The sequence below is a fragment of the Rhodoplanes tepidamans genome (assembly GCF_030813915.1).
Lineage (GTDB): Bacteria > Pseudomonadota > Alphaproteobacteria > Rhizobiales > Xanthobacteraceae > Rhodoplanes > Rhodoplanes tepidamans.
Window position 1 is genome coordinate 60,180 of record NZ_JAUSUJ010000017.1, and the last position, 17,701, is coordinate 77,880.

At 71.0% G+C, this 17,701-nt stretch carries 13 protein-coding genes; 7 read left to right on the forward strand and 6 right to left on the reverse strand.

The window, feature by feature from the left end; translation table 11 throughout:
- The first annotated feature begins 6 nt into the window (after positions 1-6).
- Positions 7-579 carry a DUF924 family protein gene (locus J2S22_RS19805; RefSeq protein WP_272776827.1) on the forward strand — a complete coding sequence of 191 codons (573 nt, stop codon included), beginning with the start codon at positions 7-9 and terminating at the stop codon, positions 577-579.
- A gap of 131 nt (positions 580-710) precedes the next feature.
- A complete protein-coding gene (locus tag J2S22_RS19810) occupies positions 711-1,376 on the forward strand; it encodes a DUF2147 domain-containing protein (protein WP_272776826.1) in 666 nt (221 codons plus the stop codon).
- A 137-nt stretch (positions 1,377-1,513) separates the two neighbouring features.
- Here J2S22_RS19810 and hpnN read toward each other — a convergent pair whose 3' ends face one another.
- Complete coding sequence (hpnN, locus tag J2S22_RS19815) at positions 1,514-4,171, reverse strand: hopanoid transporter HpnN (RefSeq protein WP_272776825.1); 2,658 nt, start codon at positions 4,169-4,171, stop codon at positions 1,514-1,516.
- 625 nt (positions 4,172-4,796) lie between these two features.
- Between hpnN and hpnH the strand changes: the two genes are divergently transcribed.
- Positions 4,797-5,939: an adenosyl-hopene transferase HpnH gene (hpnH, locus tag J2S22_RS19820; protein WP_272776824.1), complete on the forward strand. Its 1,143-nt coding sequence runs from the start codon at positions 4,797-4,799 to the stop codon at positions 5,937-5,939.
- Positions 5,940-6,035: 96 nt separating this feature from the next.
- Here the strand turns inward: hpnH and shc are convergent, their stop codons facing one another.
- The 4 genes from shc to hpnC are packed head-to-tail and all read right to left on the reverse strand — an operon-like array spanning position 6,036 to position 11,046.
- Positions 6,036-8,021, reverse strand: coding sequence for a squalene--hopene cyclase (gene shc / locus J2S22_RS19825; protein WP_272776823.1), 1,986 nt, complete (start codon positions 8,019-8,021; stop codon positions 6,036-6,038).
- A 33-nt stretch (positions 8,022-8,054) separates the two neighbouring features.
- Positions 8,055-9,287 (reverse strand): hydroxysqualene dehydroxylase HpnE, encoded by a 1,233-nt coding sequence (hpnE, locus tag J2S22_RS19830; protein ID WP_272776822.1) that lies wholly within the window; start codon positions 9,285-9,287, stop codon positions 8,055-8,057.
- Positions 9,287-10,135 carry a presqualene diphosphate synthase HpnD gene (gene hpnD / locus J2S22_RS19835; protein WP_272776821.1) on the reverse strand — a complete coding sequence of 283 codons (849 nt, stop codon included), beginning with the start codon at positions 10,133-10,135 and terminating at the stop codon, positions 9,287-9,289. The genes hpnE and hpnD overlap by 1 nt, the downstream gene beginning before the upstream one ends.
- Positions 10,132-11,046 carry a squalene synthase HpnC gene (gene hpnC, locus J2S22_RS19840; protein ID WP_272776820.1) on the reverse strand — a complete coding sequence of 305 codons (915 nt, stop codon included), beginning with the start codon at positions 11,044-11,046 and terminating at the stop codon, positions 10,132-10,134. Before hpnC ends, hpnD begins: the two co-directional genes overlap by 4 nt.
- A gap of 522 nt (positions 11,047-11,568) precedes the next feature.
- Between hpnC and J2S22_RS19845 the strand changes: the two genes are divergently transcribed.
- Positions 11,569-12,531 carry a polyprenyl synthetase family protein gene (locus tag J2S22_RS19845; protein WP_272776819.1) on the forward strand — a complete coding sequence of 321 codons (963 nt, stop codon included), beginning with the start codon at positions 11,569-11,571 and terminating at the stop codon, positions 12,529-12,531.
- A gap of 88 nt (positions 12,532-12,619) precedes the next feature.
- Here J2S22_RS19845 and J2S22_RS19850 read toward each other — a convergent pair whose 3' ends face one another.
- Positions 12,620-12,838: a ChaB family protein gene (locus J2S22_RS19850; protein WP_272776818.1), complete on the reverse strand. Its 219-nt coding sequence runs from the start codon at positions 12,836-12,838 to the stop codon at positions 12,620-12,622.
- Positions 12,839-13,306: 468 nt separating this feature from the next.
- Here J2S22_RS19850 and J2S22_RS19855 point away from each other — a divergent pair, with 468 nt between their 5' ends.
- The 3 genes from J2S22_RS19855 to J2S22_RS19865 are packed head-to-tail and all read left to right on the forward strand — an operon-like array spanning position 13,307 to position 17,695.
- On the forward strand, positions 13,307-14,185 hold the full coding sequence (locus J2S22_RS19855) for a sulfide/dihydroorotate dehydrogenase-like FAD/NAD-binding protein (protein ID WP_272776817.1): 879 nt from the start codon (positions 13,307-13,309) through the stop codon (positions 14,183-14,185).
- Positions 14,186-14,228: 43 nt separating this feature from the next.
- Complete coding sequence (gene gltA, locus J2S22_RS19860) at positions 14,229-15,728, forward strand: NADPH-dependent glutamate synthase (protein ID WP_272776816.1); 1,500 nt, start codon at positions 14,229-14,231, stop codon at positions 15,726-15,728.
- Positions 15,729-15,781: 53 nt separating this feature from the next.
- Positions 15,782-17,695: a 2-oxoacid:acceptor oxidoreductase subunit alpha gene (locus J2S22_RS19865; protein WP_272776815.1), complete on the forward strand. Its 1,914-nt coding sequence runs from the start codon at positions 15,782-15,784 to the stop codon at positions 17,693-17,695.
- Positions 17,696-17,701 lie beyond the last annotated feature (6 nt).

Genomic DNA, 17,701 nt, shown 5'->3' on the forward strand with positions numbered 1-17,701 from the left:
GCACGCATGAGCCCACCCGCACCGACCGGCACCACCGACCTGCCGGCTCCGGCCGACGTCGTCGCCTGGTGGGTCGGGCTCGGGCCGGCGCGCTGGTTCGTCAAGGATCTGTCGCTCGACGAGGAGATCCGGCAGCGCTTCGGTGCGGCCCATGCGGCGGCCGCGGCCGGCCGCCTCGCCGCCTGGGAGGAGACGCCCGAGGGGGCGCTGGCGCTCCTGCTGCTGCTCGACCAGTTCCCCCGCAACATGTTCCGCGGCTCGGCCGAGGCGTTCGCGACGGACGCACCGGCGCTCGCCATCGCGATCCGGGCGATCGACCGCGGCTTCGATCGCGCCTTCGCCAACCCGGTCCGTCGCTTCTTCTACCTGCCGTACATGCACTCCGAGGACCTCGCCGATCAGGAGCGCTGCATCGCGCTCTGCCGGGACGCGGACGATCCCGAGGGGGTCCATCACGCCGAGGTGCATGCCGACATCATCCGCCGGTTCGGCCGGTTCCCCCATCGCAACCCCATGCTGGGCCGGACGACCACGCCGGAGGAGCAGGCCTTCCTGGACGCCGGCGGCTTCGCCGGCTGATCGTCCCGGATGCTGCCGGAACGGGCTGCGGTCAGCGCCGAAAGCGGCCGTGGCGCCAAGGTTTCGACGATTTTGACGTGTTCAAGACCCGGGGGACCGACGATCACACGAACACCGTTTGGAGCCGACCCATGATCGACACCACGCGTGCAGGCCGCAGCGGATGGCTGGTTCTCGCCGGGCTTCTGCTCGGCGCGGCCCCCGCCCTGGCGGCCGAACCGAACGGCGAATGGATGGTGGCCGACGGGGTCGCCAAGGTCCGGATCGAGACCTGCGGGAGCGAGCTCTGGGGCGTCGTCTCGTGGGAGAAGGTGCCGGGCGGCATCGACCAGTACAATCCGGATCCGGCCAAGCGGACCCGTCCGACGCTCGGCATGCCGCTGCTGCTCGGCATGCAGCAGGCGGCCCCCAACCGCTGGGACGGCGAGATCTACAACGCCCAGAACGGCAAGACCTACACGGCCAACATCAAGCTCGCGAGCCCCGACCAGCTCGAGCTGCAGGGCTGCGTGCTCGGCTTCCTGTGCGGTGGCCAGACCTGGACCCGCACGGCCGCCGCGCTGCCGGCCCAGAAGCCGTCGGCCTCGGCCAGGCCGGCGACCGCCAAGCCGCCGGCCCGTGGCACCACGGGCCAGGCTGCGGCCGCGCCGGCGGACGGCGTAGCGAAGACCTTCGAGACCGTGAAGGACGTCTGCACGGCGGTCGCCGAGGCGACCGGCCTGCCGGTCGTCGCCGAGCAGCCCGCCGCGCCGGCCTCGCGCCCGCCTGCCGGCGGCAGCCGCCCGGTTCCGCGCTGAGGCGACGAACCGAGCGCCTCGCCGATCGTCGACCATTCGCCGACGAAAAATGCCCGCCGTGCGGCGGGCATTTTTTGTGCGTCATCCGTTCTCCGGCGGATCGGTCCGGCGCCGAACCCTCTCTCCCAGCGGGCAGGTCACTCCGCCGCCGAGACCGGGTGGTCCTTGCGGGCCGGCGTCTCGTCGGGCTCCGGGGCGCTCGGCTCTTCCTTCTCGATCACCCGCGGCGGGCCCATCAGGGCCGGCTGGAACAGCACCGCGAAGCACATCGTGGTGACCAGCGACAGCGCCAGCAGCTCGCCCATGCTCGACGTGCCCGGATGGCTCGACATCCACAGCGAGCCGAAGGCCGTCGCGGTGGTCAGCGCGCTCCAGATCACGGCGCGGGTGAGGCTCGACTGCAGGAGCCCGGTCTGTCCGGCCCGCCAGGCCATGATGTAGTAGATCTTGAAGGCGACGCCGACGCCGAGCAGCAGCGGCAGCGCGATGATGTTGGCGAAGTTCATCGGCATGCCGATGATGACGCAGAACTCCAGCGTCAGCACGCCGGCGAGCAGCAGCGGCACCAGGGTCAGCAGCACGTCGCCGAAGCGCCGCAGCACGATCCACAGGAGCAGCATGATCGAGACGAGGGCGTAGATGCCGGCGTGGATGAAGGCCGACACCACCGTCTCGCCCGACTTCAGGATCGAGATCGGTGCGCCGGTCGCGGTCGGGAAGGCGGTCAGCATCGCCTCGGCGAAGCTGCGCAGCACCTCGGTGTCGTTGGGATCGCCTTTCGGGGTCGCCTCGACCCGGATGCGGCCGTCGGGCGTCTTCCAGTCCCTGACGAGATCGGCCGGCAGCGTCTCCAGGCTGATCGGCTGCGCCTCCAGGAGATCGCGCCACTGGTCGAACACGGTCTTCAGCGGAACGATGAAGGCGGCCTCCACGGCCTGCCGGGTGGCCTGGCCCGCCTCGGCGAGGCGGCCGAGCGCGGCGGCGAGCCGCGCCGAGGCCTCGGCGCCCGGACCGGGCCGGTCGACCTGGATCTGGGTCAGCAGGTCCTGGCCGCGGCGCAGCGCCGCCACGTTGTCGGCGTCGCTCGGCGTCGGCATCATGCGCGGGCTGAGGGCGGGGCCCAGCACCTTCTTCAGGCCCTCGACGATGGCGAGCTTCTGCTCCTGATCGGACGGCACGAAGCTGGTGAGCGTCATCACCCGGGCGACCTCCGGCAGCGACCGCAGCTTCTCGGCGGCGGCGGCGGCTTCGGCGGCGTTCGGCGCCAGGACGTCGATGGCGTTGGCGCCGATGTTCGGATCGGCCCGCAGGTCCAGGAGGGTCGCGACCGACTCGACGTTCTTGTTGCGCAGGTTGATCGGGTTGAAGTCGAAGGTGAGGAAGTAGAGGAGCGGCGCGCCGAGGAGGGCGACCAGCGCGGTGCCGCCGACCACGGCGATGCGGTGCCGCTCCAGGAAGCGGTCGACCGGGGCGAGCTGGCGGTAGCCGATCTCGTCCGGCTCGCCGGGCGGGTTGAGCACCTTGAGCAGCGCCGGCAGCAGCGTGACGCTGGTGATCAGGGCGATCAGCATGCCGATGCCGGCGATCTTGCCGAGCTCGGAGATGCCCGAATAGTCGGTCGGCGTGAACGACAGGAAGGCGGCCGCGACGGCGCTGGCGGCGAGCGTCAGCGGGGCGCCGATGCGGCGCGCCGTGGCGACCAGCGCGGTCTTGAGGTCGTCGATCTCGTGCCGCTCGGTGCGGTAGCGCACCGCGAACTGGATGCCGAAATCGACGCCGAGGCCGATGAACAGCACCGCGAAGGCGACCGAGATCGGGTTGAGGGCGTCGACCAGCAGGAGGCCGATCGCCGCCGTCATCGACAGGCCGACGAACATGTTGGCGTAGACGGCGAAGATCAGCTTGGCCGAGCGCAGCGCAAGCCACAGGATGCCGAGCACCACCACGATGGTGAGGACCATGTCGCGCACGGCGCCGGTCTGCATGGTGGAGAATTCCTCGTCCGCCATGGCGATCGGCCCGGTGAGCCTGACCCGCGCCTGGTACTGCCCGGCGAGATCGAGCTCGCGGGCGGCCTCGCGGATCGCCGCGGAGGCCGCCGCCCCCGGCTCCAGGGCCGTGTAGTCGAGCACCGGCCGCACCTCGACGAAGCGGCGCAGATCCTCCGGCGCCGGCTCCTTGCCGGTCATCAGCGCCTGCCAGGAGAAGCTCGCCGGCCGGCCCGCCAGGGCGTCCTCGATCGTCTCGGCGGCGCGGTCGAAGGCCGGTGCGGCGGCGTCGAGTTGCACCATGTTGCCGCGCACGCCGGAGAGCACCAGCGACAGGCCCTGGACGAGGCCGCGCAGATTGGGGTCACCGCCCAGCGTGCGCACCAGCGGACCGGCCTGGGACAGGCCCTTGGCGGTGGCCTCGAGCTCCTCGACCGACTGGAACAGCAGGCCGTTGCGGGAGAAGAACGGGCCGCCGCCCGGCTCCTCGACGCCGCGGAACGCGACGGTGTTCTGCTTGAGCCGCGCCGCGAGCGTCGAGGTGGCCCGCGCGGCGAGCTCCGGGGTCGGCGCGTCGACCACCACCAGGATGGTGTCGAAGCGGCCCGGGAAGGACTTCTCGAAGGCGATCTCGCGCTGTCGCCAGTCGAGCGCCGGCGAGATCAGCTTGTTGACGTCGGTGTCGATGGCGAAGTTGCGCGCCGCGTAGACGCCGGCCGCGACCGCCAGCACCAGATAGAGCGCGACGACGGCCTTCGGGTGCCGGATGCAGAACCGTACGGTGCGGACGATCGTCGAGACGAGCATGGGTTCGGTCGGTGGGGGTCAGAGGGGCCTGTCGCGTGCCTTGGGCGGATGCCTGTCGTGAGCCGAGCGAGCCCGGAGGGGCGAGCTCGACGGGGGTGAGCCCTCGAAGGGCGAACCCGATATGGCGCTTGCCGCGTCACCGCACCGACGACGAAAAAAACGCGGCCCCCGCGGGGCCGACAGAGCGTGTCCTTCATAATAGGGCCGGAATTGAGGTGGCAACCCCGTCGACGGCAGGCCTGAAACGCGCCGCCGGGGCCGAGGCGGTCCCGACGGAACCGCCCCGGCTGGTCAACGCGATGCCGGCGGCACCGGTTCAACTCACGGATTATCAAGATCTTGCAAGGTAAACGGGGCGTCTGTCGCCGGGCTCGGGCGCCGACCTGCGGTCGACGGAGGTCGACGGCGGGCCGAATCCGGCGACGGAACCATGAAACAAGCGCGGCGTGGCCCGGTTGCCGATATCCTGGAATTGATCTCGGGATCGATCCCGGGCGGCTGAACAGGCGTTCATCGTTCGCGGGTGCGCTTGAACCGCCGGCATCTTCCGACTAACACAAACAGTTCTGTCGCGCCGCCGAAGGCGCGCCGGCGGGTCCGCATGCGAGTTCGGGAAGCAGGAACAATGGCAATACCGTTCTTCAAGGAAATGCGTATTGGCGCGTATGTGCTCAAGCAGAAGCTGCTCGGCCGGAAACGCTATCCGCTGGTTCTGATGCTCGAGCCGCTGTTCCGCTGCAATCTGGCCTGCGCCGGGTGCGGCAAGATCGACTACCCCGAGACGATCCTGAACCAGCGCATGTCGGTGGAGGAGTGCCTCCGGGCCGTCGACGAGTGCGGCGCCCCGATGGTCGCCATCCCGGGCGGCGAGCCGCTGATCCACAAGGAGATCGGCGAGATCGTCAAGGGCATCGTGGCGCGCAAGAAGTTCGTGTCGCTGTGCACCAACGCGCTGCTGCTCGAGAAGAAGCTGCACCTGTTCGAGCCGTCGCCCTACCTGTTCTTCTCGGTCCATCTGGACGGCCTGAAGGAGCACCACGACCGCTCGGTCTGCCAGAAGGGCACCTTCGACCGCGCCGTCTCGGCCATCAAGGCCGCCAAGGCCAAGGGCTTCGCCGTCAACGTCAACGCGACGATCTTCGAGGGCATGCCGGCCGAGGACATCGCCGCCTTCATGGACTTCACCGAGGAGCTCGGCGTCGGCGTCTCGATCTCGCCCGGCTACGCCTACGAGCGCGCTCCCGACCAGCAGCACTTCCTCGCCCGCAAGCGCACCAAGGAGCTGTTCCGCAAGGTCTTCGCCCTCGGCAAGGGGAAGAAGTGGCAGTTCATGCATTCCGGCCTGTTCCTCGACTTCCTGGCCGGCAATCAGGAGTTCCGCTGCTCGCCGTGGGGCATGGCGACCCGCAACATCTTCGGCTGGCAGAAGCCCTGCTACCTGATCGGCGAAGGCTACGCCAAGACCTTCAAGGAGCTGATGGAGACCACCGACTGGGACTCCTACGGCACCGGCCGCTACGAGAAGTGCGCCGACTGCATGGCACATTGCGGCTACGAGCCGACCGCCGCCGACGCGACGATGAAGATGCCCTTGGCGGCCCTCAAGGTCGCGCTGTTCGGGGTCAGGACCGAGGGCGAGATGGCTCCCGAGATCTCGCTCGAGAACCAGCGGCCGGCCGAGTTCGTCTTCTCGCGCCACGTCGAGAACAAGATCGCCGAGATCCACGCCGCCGAGACGCCGAAGCAGCACCTCACCGCGGCCGAGTGACGCGGGCGGCCTCGAATTGCGAGGCCGGCTTCGTCTTGACCCTCTCCCCTCGCGGGAGAGGGGTCGGCCCGTCACGGGGCCGACCGAGTCCCTCTCCTACATCCCGAACGCCACCCGGCGGTCGTTGGCGCGCTTGAGGTTGCGGTAGCGCGCCATCGCCCACAGCGGGAAGAATTTCCGGTAGCCGTGGTAGCGCAGGTAGAACACCCGCGGGAACCCGGTCGCCGTGTAGCGGGCCTCGTCCCACAGGCCCTCGGCGTTCTGGGTGCGGGCCAGATACGCCACGCCGCGCTCGACGGCCGGATGGTCGACCTCGCCGGCCGCCATCAGGGCGAGCAGCGCCCAGGCGGTCTGTGACGCGGTGCTGGGCGCCGGCTCGTACCCCTTGTAGTCGAGCTTGTAGCTCGTGCCGTCCTCGCCCCAGCCGCCGTCGACGTTCTGGATGCGGATCAGCCAGTCGGCCGCCTTGCGCACCGCCGGGTCGTCGCGGCCGAGGCCGGCGGCGTTTAGGCCGCACAGCACCGACCAGGTGCCGTAAACGTAGTTGAGGCCCCAGCGGCCGTACCAGCTGCCGTCCGGCAGCTGGGTCTCGCGCAGATAGGCGAGGCCGCGCGCCATCGCCGGGCTGGTCTCCGGCGTCTCGCCGAGCTGCGCCAGCATCGACACGCAGCGCGCCGCGACGTCCTCGGTCGGCGGATCGAGCAGGGCGCCGTGGTCGGAGAACGGGATGTTGTTGAGATACGAGTGGGTGTTGTCGGCGTCGAAGGCGGCCCAGCCGCCGTTGCGGCTCTGCAGGCCGAGCACCCATTCGCGCGCCCGCTCGATCGCCCGGTCGTAGCGGGCGTCGCCGCCGGCCGCGTTGCGGGCCCGGTCCATCGCCATCACCACCACGGCGGTGTCGTCCAGATCCGGATAGTGGGCGTTGGCGTACTGGAAGGCCCAGCCGCCCGGCCGCACGCCCGGCCGCGCATGCGCCCAGTCGCCGGCGAGGTCCAGCACCTGAAGCGGCTTCAGCCAGTCGAGCCCCGCGCGGGCCTTGTCGACCGCCGTGTCGCCGCCCGCCTCGAGCAGCGCGTGGCAGGTCAGCGCCGTGTCCCACACGGGCGAGACGCAGGGCTGGCAGTAGGCCTCCTCGTCGCCGACCACCAGCAGCTTCTCGATCGAGCGGCGGGCGGTGGCGCGCTCCGGATACTCGGGCGGGAAGCCGAGCACGTCGAACATCATCACCGAGTTGGCCATCGGCGGGTAGATGGCGCCGAGCCCGTCCTCGCCGTTCAGCCGCTCGCGCACGAAGGCGACGGCCGCCTCGAGGGCGCGCTTGCGCGGGCCGCGCGGCATCAGCGGGTCGATCACGCGCAGCACGCTGTCGATGCCGCGGAACAGCAGGAACCAGGCCCAGCTCTGGTGCGGCGCCTTCTTGGGCGGGCCGACCGTCGCGGGCGGCTCCAGGAACAGCTCGTCGATGGTCACGCCGCGGGGGTTGCGCGCCCTCGGCTTGAGGGTCTGCAGCACCAGCAGCGGCACGATGGTGGTGCGCGCCCAGTAGGAGACCTTCCAGATGGTAAAGGGCGACCAGCGCGGCAGGAAGATGATCTCGGGCGGCATCACCGGCACGGCCTTCCACGACACGACGCCGTAGAGGGCGAGCTGGATGCGGGTGAAGACGTTGACCTTCGAGGCGCCGCCGTGCGCCAGGATCGCCTCGCGGGCGCGGCGCATGTGCTCGGCGTCGGGATCGTCGCCGATCATCTTCAGCGCGAAATAGGCCTTCACGCTCGCCGAGATGTCGAAGTCGCCGGCCTGGAACAGCGGCCAGCCGCCGTGCGCGCCCTGGATGCGGCGCAGATAGGCGCCGATCCTGCGCTCGAGATCGAGGTCCGGCGTCTCGCCGAGATGGTGGACGAGCAGCACGTATTCGGACGGGATGGTGGCGTCGGCCTCCAGCTCGAACACCCAGTGGCCGTCGCCCTGCTGATACGACAGGAGCGCGTCGGTCGCCTTCCGGATGTGGGTTTCCAGTGCCGCCGTCAGGGTCGCGCCGGCGACCGGGGTGGCGTCGGCCAGGGTCGTCACGTCTCGCATCGGACTGCTCTCGTCTTCGGTCGGATCGTCGGATCAGATCAAGGCGGCAGCGGCGTTCCCGGATCGTATGGCCCCCTCGATGGTCGACGGCAGACCGGTGTCGGTCCAGTCGCCGGCGAGCAGGAGATTCGTCCACGCGGTCGTCGGGCCCGGGCGGCGCGCGTTCTGCTCGGGTGTCGCCGCGAAGGTGGCGCGGCGCTCGCGTACAATCTGCCAGGCCGGCAGATTGTCCGTGAGGCCGATCACGGAGCAGACTTCGTGCCAGATGGTCTCGGCGAGCGTTTCGCGCGGCTCCTTCATGAAGCGGTCGGCGTTGGAGGTCGTCACCGAGACGCGGTCCGGGAAGACGAAGATCCACTCGGCCGTGCCGCCGACGACGCCGACGAGCGGCGGCGTGCCGGGCGGCGCGACGGTGCGGAAATGCGTGTTGAGGATCGGGCGGAACGCGGTCGGTCCTTCGAGGCCCGGTACCAGCGCGGTCGCGGCCCAGGGCGGCACCGCCAGGATCACGCCGTCGTCGGGGCCGAGATCGACGCGCTCGTCCCCGAAGTCGAGCGCGCGCACCCGGTCGCCGTCGAGGACGAGGGCGCGCAGCTCGTGGGTCATCAGCACCTCGGCGCCGTGCGCCCGCAGGAACTCGACCGCCGGCTCGACGAACACGGTGCCGAGCCCGTCGCGGGCGATGCGCGGCCGGCAGGCGGCGCCGCCGAGCGCCAGCGTCTCGCGCACGATGTTGCGGGCGAGCGCCGCCGACGCCTCGGCCGGCGCGACGTTGAGGGCCGCCACCATCAGCGGCTCGATCAGCCGCTCGTGCAGCGCGCCCTTGCAGGGGATCACCTCGCCGAGCGGCCGCTCGCCGGTGACCAGCAGCTTCGCCAGCGCCACGTAGTCGCGCCACGAGGTGTCGGGCACGCGCCGGCCGGAATCGAAGATCCACCACGGGAAGCGGCCGTCGTTGATGTGCAGCCGCCACTTCGTCCGGGTGCGCAGGTCGTGGAAGTCGAACACCGCCTGGTCCGGGCCGGTCAGCCGGTCGGCCGTGCCGATCGCCGCCGCATAGGCGAGGGCCGCCGTGTTGGCCGAGAGGAGCAGGTGGTTGCCGTTGTCGATGAACAGGCCGGTGGCGTGGTCGTGATACGAGCGGCAGCGCCCGCCCGGGTGCTTGGCGCCCTCGTGCACGACGATGCGGCGGCCGCTCCCCGACAGCCGCACCGCCGCCGCGAGGCCGGCGAGGCCGGCCCCGATGATGTGGACGGCACCGGCCATCAGACGAACCCGTACTGCAGCACGATCATCAGCAGCGACAGCTTGTTGACCTTCACGGGCTCGCGCGGCGGGTCGAAGCCGCGCACCGCGAGGTCGTCCAGGATGGTGCGGTAGACCTTGCCCATGATGCGCGGCGCCCGGACCATCCAGCGCGGCGACCGGTCCATCACCTCGTCGGCCGCCTCGAAGTGCTTTCGCGCGCGCTCGATCAGGGCGTGGCCGACCGTCGCGACGCCCGGATGGGCGGCGACCGCCGCCGGCTCGGTGGTCGCGATCCCGGCCTCGTCCAGGAGCTCGCGCGGCAGGTAGAGGCGGCCGTTCTCGGCGTCCTCGTCGATGTCGCGCAGGATGTTGACGATCTGCAGGGCGCGGCCGAGATGGTGGGCGAGGCGCTCGCCGTCCGGCTCGCCCATGCCGAAGGCCTTGACCGACAGGCGGCCGACGGCGCTGGCGACACGGTCGCAGTAGAGGTCGAAGGTGGCGAGGTCGGGGGCCCGGATGTCCGCCGCGGCGTCCATCTCCATGCCCTCGATGATGGCGATGAAGTCCTCCCTGCGCAGGCCGAACTCGGCGATCGCCCGGGCGAGGCCGCGATGCTCGGGCGACACCCGGCCGGCATAGATCTCGTCGAGCTCGCGCCGCCAGCGCCCGAGGCCGGCGATGCGCTCGGCCCGCGGCGCCTCGGAGTCGGCGATGTCGTCGACGTCGCGGCAGAACGAGTAGATCTCGAACATGGCGTCGCGGCGGGCCCGCGGCAGCATGCGCATGGCGAAGTAGAACGAGCTGCCGGCGGCGCGGCGCGACGCCAGCGGCTCGGGCTCCTCGGTGGTGACGGCGAGCTGGGTCATGACCGACGTCGCTGGTTGGCGGGATCGGCCGCCGGCGGAGCCGGTGCGGCCGCCGCGGCGGACGGGCGGCGGAGGCGTCCGAGCAGGCCCCGGACGATGCCGACGAGGCCGAAGGCGGCGACCTCGGGCTTGCCGAGATGGACGCGCTCCGACAGCGGATCGCGCACCTTCAGCATCCCGGTCAGCCGCTCGGCGAGCGTCTGGATGACGGCGACCTCGAGGGCGAGGCGGCGGTCGCGGATCAGCGAGGAGAACACCCGGCTCTCGCCGAGCAGGCCTTCGGTGCGGGTCGCGAGGTCGGCGATGCAGGCCTTCAGGGCCGGGCTCGCCTGCGCGGCGCCGAGATCCTCGACGGCGGCGCCGTGCGCCGCGAAGGTGTCGAGCGGGATGTAGACGCGGTCGAGCGAGCGGAAATCCTTGGCGCAGTCCTGCAGGTGATTGATGATCTGCAGGGCGGCGCACAGCCGGTCGTTGGCGTCCCAGGTCGAGCCGCGCTCGCCGTGCACGTCGAGCACGAAGCGGCCGACCGGCATGGCCGAGACGCTGCAGTAGTCGATCAGGTCGTCGAAGTCGGTGTAGCGCCGCTTGGTGACGTCGAGCCGGAACGCGGTGAGGAGGTCGCGGGCGTGGTGCGGCGACAGCGCCCGGTCGGCGAGCGCGATCTTCAGCGCGACGCCCTCCGGCTCGCTCGCGCCGCGGCCGAGCAGGCTGCCCTCCAGCCGGTCCAGATAGGCGAGCTTGTCGGCCTCGGGCAGACCCGGGTGGTCGGCGATATCGTCGGCGACCCGCACGAACTCGTAGAAGGCGAGGATCGCCGGACGGTGGCGCGGATGCACGATCCACGACGCCACGGGGAAGTTCTCGTCGTGCGATCCCTTGCCGGATCGCAGTTCGGCGGCCGAGACGGTCACGATGCGATCCCGCTGCGAGGCGCGGCGGCGGCCCGGTCGGGCCGGGGGCGCGCGGAATGGAACACGGGGGCGGAAACGGCGATCATGGCGCGACCGGCAGGCCTTCTCTCGTGAATCGATGCCCGCGCGTGGACCAGCGACTGGCCATGGAGCGGGCCGGATCCCCTGGGGGCAGCGCGCGCGGACGACAGCGCAATGTTCGAGTGCTGCAAGGCGTCCAAAGTTCAAAGCATGCAGGGGCGTGGGAGTCAACGCGCCGGGCGGGCCGGAGGCTTGTTTCGTCTTGCTTTTCGGCTCCGGCGGCGGCATCGGGGGCCGGCCTGTCCGGGGTCGGTGCGAACCGGGCGGCCGGCTGCCGACACCCCTTGCCGCGGCGCCGTCCCGGCCGGCAAGCCGGTTGCCCTCGCGGGCCGCGATGATTAAGCCAGGAGCGACAGTTCCCGTCATCGGACGGCCCGACCCTGCGCCATGCGGGCGCGGGTGGCCGGGGCCCCGACGGACGGGTATCCGGGGAGAGCCGACTTGTTGGGCAACACCAAGCACGCCGACGTCGCCGCGGGCGACGCCGGATTTCCCGAGCGGCTGGACGCCGTCGCCGCCGACACGGAGTCCCTGCTCGATCGCCTGCTCGGCGCCGCACCGGTGGCCGGGGAGCGGGCCCGTCCGGGCCGTCTTCTGGAGGCGATGCGCTACGCCAGCCTCGGCGGCGGCAAGCGCTTCCGTCCGTTCCTCGCCGTCGAGGCGGCCGCCCTGTTCGGCGGAGACCGTGCCCGCGCCCTGATGGTCGGCGCCGCGGTCGAGTTCGTCCACTGCTACTCGCTGGTGCACGACGACCTGCCCGCGATGGACAACGACGATCTCCGCCGCGGCCGGCCGACCACCCACAAGGCGTTCGACGACGCCACCGCCATCCTGGCCGGCGACGCCCTGCTCACCCTCGCCTTCGACGTGCTGGGCCGGCCCGAGACCCATCCGGACGCGGCGGTGCGCATCGATCTCGTGCTGGCGCTCGCCCGCGCCTCAGGGCTCGGCGGCATGGTCGGCGGCCAGATGCTCGATCTCGCGGCCGAGGGGCGGTTCAACGGCAACGTGCCGCAGCCGCTCGACCGCGCCGCCACCGAGACGATGGAATCGATGAAGACCGGGGCGCTGCTGCGCTTCTCCTGCGTCGGCGGGGCGATCGTCGCCGGCGCCGACAAGGACGCCCAGGCGGCGCTCGATCGCTACGGCACCGCGGTCGGCAAGGCCTTCCAGGTGGCCGACGACCTGCTCGACGCGGTCGGCGACGCCGCCACGGTCGGCAAGGCGACCGGCAAGGACGCCGGCCTGCACAAGGCGACCCTGGTGCGGATCATGGGCGTCGACGGCGCCCGTAGGGCGCTGGCCGACCTCGTCGCCGAGGCCGAGGCGGCGGTCGCCCCGTTCGGACCGAAGGCCGACATTCTGCGCGCCGCGGCACGGTTCGTCGCCGAACGCAGCCACTGAGCCGGCCGGTCGGGCGAGACGGGTCGGTCCCGGGCGCGCGGCTCCGCCGCAGCCCGGTACGCCGGCCCGATCACCGGGGGCGGGTGTCTCACCACGCCTCCCCGCGTGGCACCCAGGACTCTCCCTGCTTCACATAGGCCCGCTTGACGGCGCTCCAGGCGATCCGGAAGGCGATCGCCTCGCGGTCCGGGTCGTCGGCATGGGCCGCGAACGCGGCGTTGAAGGCGGCCCGGAAGATGTCCTGGGCGTGCGCCGGCAGGTGCGCCCGCACCGACGGCGGCAGGTCCGTGTTGCTCGCATAGGGCACGGCGACCCTCCCGGCGGACGCGGGCGGCGCCCGACGCCGGCCGACCGGCCGCGACGCGATTCGGTGCGGCGCGCGGCCGACGAGGCGGACGGCCCGGCTGCTCGCCCAGAGGTTTGGTGCCGGGGTGCCGATTTCAATCCTTCGTTTGCCATACGCCGCACGAATGCCGGCCCTGTGCGGCAGCGGCAGCTTCATCCGCGCTTTCCCGGACCGCGCTACCTCCGGACCAGCGGGAAGGCCTGTCGGCGTAGGCGAACCCGGCGGTCGCGGGGACCCGCGAAAACCCGCCTCGCGCCCCTCGGCCGGTGCGCTTTGCGAAACGGCGGACCGTCGTTTGAGCGAGGTCAATGTGACGGCGACATGGAGCGTTCATGTCACGTTCCGAGAAGAAACCCGAGGGGAAGCGCTCGACGTCCTGGTCCTTCGCCGGGCAGGGTGCTTTCGTTCAATCCTCGCAGGCGACGTGCCATGTCGAGCCAAATGGATGCGAGCGGCTTCGAGATCGTCGCGCGCCAGGACTTTTCCGACGTCACCTATCTGCTCGAGGTGCGCCATCCGCTGATGGCGAAGGCCGCGCGCGCCGGCCAGTTCGTGATCGTGATGCTGAACGATCACGGCGAGCGGATCCCGCTCACCATCGCCGACTTCGACCGCGCGCGCGGCACCATCACGCTGGTCATCCAGGCGGTGGGCAAGACGACCCGCGAGATGCAGCAGGTCTGCAAGGTCGGCACCCGCCTCTACGCGCTCGCCGGGCCGATGGGCGAGCCGAGCCACATCGGCGGCCAGCGCCGCGTGGTGTGCGTCGGCGGCGGCCTCGGCGTCGCGCCGATCTATCCGCAGGCCCGCGCCTACAAGGAGACGGGCGCCAAGGTGACGGCGGTGGTCGGCTTCCGCAACAAGGACCTGGTCTTCTGGGAGGACAAGTTCCGCGCCTGCTGCGACGAGGTGATCGTCTGCACCGACGACGGCTCGGCCGGCATCAAGGGCAACGTGACCGAGGGCCTGCGGCAGGCGATCGCGGCCCATCCCGACATCGAGGAGGTCGTGGCGATCGGCCCCCCCGTCATGATGAAGGCCTGCGCCGAGACGACGCGGCCGCACGGCATCAGGACGGTGGTCAGCCTCAATCCCATCATGGTCGACGGCACCGGGATGTGCGGCGGCTGCCGGGTCAAGATCGGCGAGGGCATCAAGTTCGCCTGCGTCGACGGTCCCGACTTCGACGCGCACCAGGTCGACTTCGACGATCTCATGGTCCGCCTCAAACGCTTCGCGGCCGTCGAGAAGGCGGCCGCGGAGAAGTTCGAGGAGAGTTGCCGGATCGGCCGCAAGGCCGGCGGGTGACGGACGGGACGGACGCGAACGCCTGCGAGAGTGCGGGGAAGCGATGGCCAAGAGAAAGACGATCCGGACGATCCCGCGCGAGCGGGCGCCGGTGGGCGAGCAGGATCCGCAGGCGCGCATCCGCAACTTCGACGAGGTGACGCTGCGCTTCACGCCCGAGCAGGCGCAGCTCGAGGCGAGCCGCTGCATCGAGTGCCCGCGGCCGGTGTGCACGCCCGGCTGCCCGGTCGGCGTCGACATCAAGGGCTTCATCGCGAAGATCGCGGCGAACGACCTGCGCGGCGCCTACGACGTCATCACCCAGACCAACCTGCTGCCCGCCGTCTGCGGCCGCGTCTGCCCGCAGGAGAACCAGTGCGAGGGAAGCTGCGTGGTCGGCAATCAGCTCGCGCCGGTCGCCATCGGGCGGCTGGAGCGCTATGTCGGCGACACCGCGATCGCCGAGGGCTGGAGCAGCATCCCCTACATCGAGCCGAACGGGTTCAAGATCGGCATCGTCGGCTCGGGGCCGGCCGGCATGGCGTGCGCGGCCGACATGGCGAAGGCGGGCTGCGACGTCACCGTCTACGAGGCCTTCCACGTCCCGGGCGGCGTGCTGCGCTACGGCATCCCGGACTTCCGCCTGCCCAACAGCGTGGTCGACGCCGAGATCCGCAATCTCGAGAAGCTCGGCGTCAAGTTCGTCTGCAACACCCTGGTCGGCCGCCTGTTCACGATCGAGCAGATGATCGACGAGCTCGGCTTCCACGCCGTGTTCATCGGCACCGGTGCCGGCTATCCGAGCTTCATGGGCATCCCGGGCGACAACCTCAACGGCGTCCTGTCGGCCAACGAGCTGCTCACCCGCTGCAACATGATGCAGGCGAAGGACCGCGGCTTCGACACGCCGCTGCCGATCGGCGCCCGCGTCGCCGTGATCGGCGCCGGCAACACCGCCATGGACGCCATGCGGGTGTGCCGCCGGCTCGGCGCCGAGGAGGTGCACTGCATCTACCGCCGCAGCCGCGCCGAGGCGCCGGCCCGCATCGAGGAGGTGCACCACGCCGAGCAGGAGGGCATCGACTTCCACTGGCTCACCGCGCCGGTCGCCATCCTGGACGACGGCAAGGGCGGCGTGCGCGGCATGCGCTGCGTCCGCATGGAGCTCGGCGAGCCCGACGCCTCCGGCCGCCGCCGGCCCGTCGAGGTGAAGGGCAGCGAGTACGAGTTCGCCTGCGACCTGGTGGTGGTCGCGATCGGCACCAACGCCAACCCGATCATCGGCCAGACCTCGAAGATCAAGCTGGACAAGCGCGGCTACATCGCCACCGACGCCGATCTGGCGACCTCGCTCGCCGGCGTCTACGCCGGCGGCGACATCGTCACCGGTGCCGCCACCGTGATCAAGGCGATGGGGGCCGGCCGCACGGCGGCACTGAGCATGAAGAAATACCTCGGGCTGCGCGACAGCGACGCCGTCTACGGCGAGCCGCCGAAACCGGAGGCGACGCTGTTCGGCCTCGATCCGGCCGAGCACAACTTCGTTCGGGTGCGGACCGCGTGAGACGCGGGCCCGTCTCCCGGGCCCCCACGACGGACCAGAAACACGAGAATGTCATGAACGAGACCCTGGCGCCGGTGCGAGAGGACGAGACGGTCGAGCCGTCGCTGCCCCGCGGATCCCTGGCCAAGACGGCGGTCACCGTGCTCGACGAGTGCGTCGTCGAGATCATCAGCGACTCGGGCGAGGGGGCGCAGCGCTGCGGCCAGTCGCTCGGCGCCATCGCGGCCCGCATGGGCAACGGCGTGTGGACGGTCGAGATCATCCCGGCCGAGATCCAGCCGCCGGCCCGCAGCGTCGCCGGCGCCAGCGGCAACCGCATCCGGCTCGGCGCGAGCCGCATCGCCAACGGCGGCGACGGCGTCGACGTGGTCGTCGCCTTCAACGAGCAGGTGCTGCTCGGGCGGGTGCGGGCGGGCGAGCTGAAGCCCGGCTGCACCATCTTCCTGGAGAGCATGTGGCGCACCCACGGCGACGCGCGCATCGCCGCCGCCTACCGGGAGACCTACGAGGAGCTGGTCGAGCGCGGCTATCTGGTCGTCGAGGTGCCGTTCGAGCGGCTGTGCAAGCCGGTGGTGCCGGATCCGCGGCGCGGCAAGAACATGTTCGTGCTGGGGCTCCTGTGCAGCCTGTTCAGCTTCGACCTCAAGCTGGCGCGCGAGCAGGTGCGGCTGACCTTCCGCAAGAAGTCCGACACCGTGGTGCGCGCCAACCTGGCGCTGCTCGAGGCCGGCGCCGCCTGGGCCGAGGACAATCTCGACGTCAAGTACCGCATCCCGGCGGTGCGGGCGACCGAGCCGCAGATCGTCGTCAACGGCAACACCTCGCTGGCGCTCGGCGTGCTCGCCTCGGGCATGGAAATCTGCGCCATGTACCCGATCACGCCGGCGACCTCGGCGTCGCATTACTTGAGCGAGGTGTTCGAGCGGGTCGGCGGCATCGTCCACCAGGCGGAGGACGAGATCGCCGCCTGCACGTTCGCGATCGGCGCCTCCTACGCCGGCAAGTGCGCCGTCACCATCACGTCGGGCCCGGGCTACTCGCTCAAGCAGGAGGCGATCGGGCTGGCCGTGATGTGCGAGATCCCGCTGGTCGTGATCAACGTCCAGCGCGGCGGCCCGTCGACCGGCCAGCCGACCAAGGGCGAGCAGGGCGACCTCCTCACCGCCATCTACGGCAGCCACGGCGACGCCCCCAAGGTGGTGATGGCGGCCTCGACCATCGAGGACTGCTTCTACTCGGTGATCACGGCGCGCAAGATCGCCGAGGCGTTCAACATGGTCGTGGTGGTGCTCTCCGACTCCAACCTCGCCACCTCGCAGCAGCCGTTCCCGCGGCCGAAGTTCGACGAGGCGTGGCTCGCCCCGCCGATCGACCAGAGCCCGGTGCCGTTCGGCACCAAGCCCTACGACTGGAACCCCGACACGGGCCTGATCCGCCGCATCGTGCCGGGCCAGCCGAACGGCATGCACACCATCACGGGGCTCGCGCACGACCGCGACAGCCGCGTCGCCTACGATCCGGTGATCAACCAGGAGGCGATCCGGGCCCGCAGCCTCAAGCTCGCCGCCCTGCAGAAGACCCTGAAGGCCCCGCCGGTGTTCGGCGATCCCGAGGGCGACCTCCTGATCGTCGGCTGGGGGTCGACCCGCGGCGCCATCGAGGAGGCGGTGACGCGCGCCCGCGCCGAGGGCCTCAAGGTCTCCTCCACGCATCTGCACTTCCTGCAGCCGCTGCAGCCCGGCATCCGCGAGATCATGCAGCGCTTCGGCAAGGTGCTGTGCGTCGAGGCCAACTGGTGCGACCGCCCCGAGGACAGGCTGATCGACGAGAACAACCGCCGCTTCTCGGCGCTCGCCATGATGCTGCGCAGCCGGTTCCTGGTCGACATCGACTGCTGGGGCGAGGTGATGGGCCAGCCGATCAAGCCCGCCACCATCCACGACGTCATCCGCGCGCGGCTCGCCTGACGGGAG

What these genes read in the sequence shown, in the direction of transcription:
- J2S22_RS19805 (WP_272776827.1), top strand. Translation starts at nt 7, where the DNA reads ATGAGCCCACCCGCACCGACCGGCACCACCGACCTGCCGGCTCCGGCC.
- J2S22_RS19810 (WP_272776826.1), top strand. Translation starts at nt 711, where the DNA reads ATGATCGACACCACGCGTGCAGGCCGCAGCGGATGGCTGGTTCTCGCC.
- hpnN (WP_272776825.1), bottom strand. Translation starts at nt 4,171, where the DNA reads ATGCTCGTCTCGACGATCGTCCGCACCGTACGGTTCTGCATCCGGCAC.
- hpnH (WP_272776824.1), top strand. Translation starts at nt 4,797, where the DNA reads ATGGCAATACCGTTCTTCAAGGAAATGCGTATTGGCGCGTATGTGCTC.
- shc (WP_272776823.1), bottom strand. Translation starts at nt 8,021, where the DNA reads ATGCGAGACGTGACGACCCTGGCCGACGCCACCCCGGTCGCCGGCGCG.
- hpnE (WP_272776822.1), bottom strand. Translation starts at nt 9,287, where the DNA reads ATGGCCGGTGCCGTCCACATCATCGGGGCCGGCCTCGCCGGCCTCGCG.
- hpnD (WP_272776821.1), bottom strand. Translation starts at nt 10,135, where the DNA reads ATGACCCAGCTCGCCGTCACCACCGAGGAGCCCGAGCCGCTGGCGTCG.
- J2S22_RS19855 (WP_272776817.1), top strand. Translation starts at nt 13,307, where the DNA reads ATGTCGAGCCAAATGGATGCGAGCGGCTTCGAGATCGTCGCGCGCCAG.
- gltA (WP_272776816.1), top strand. Translation starts at nt 14,229, where the DNA reads ATGGCCAAGAGAAAGACGATCCGGACGATCCCGCGCGAGCGGGCGCCG.
- J2S22_RS19865 (WP_272776815.1), top strand. Translation starts at nt 15,782, where the DNA reads ATGAACGAGACCCTGGCGCCGGTGCGAGAGGACGAGACGGTCGAGCCG.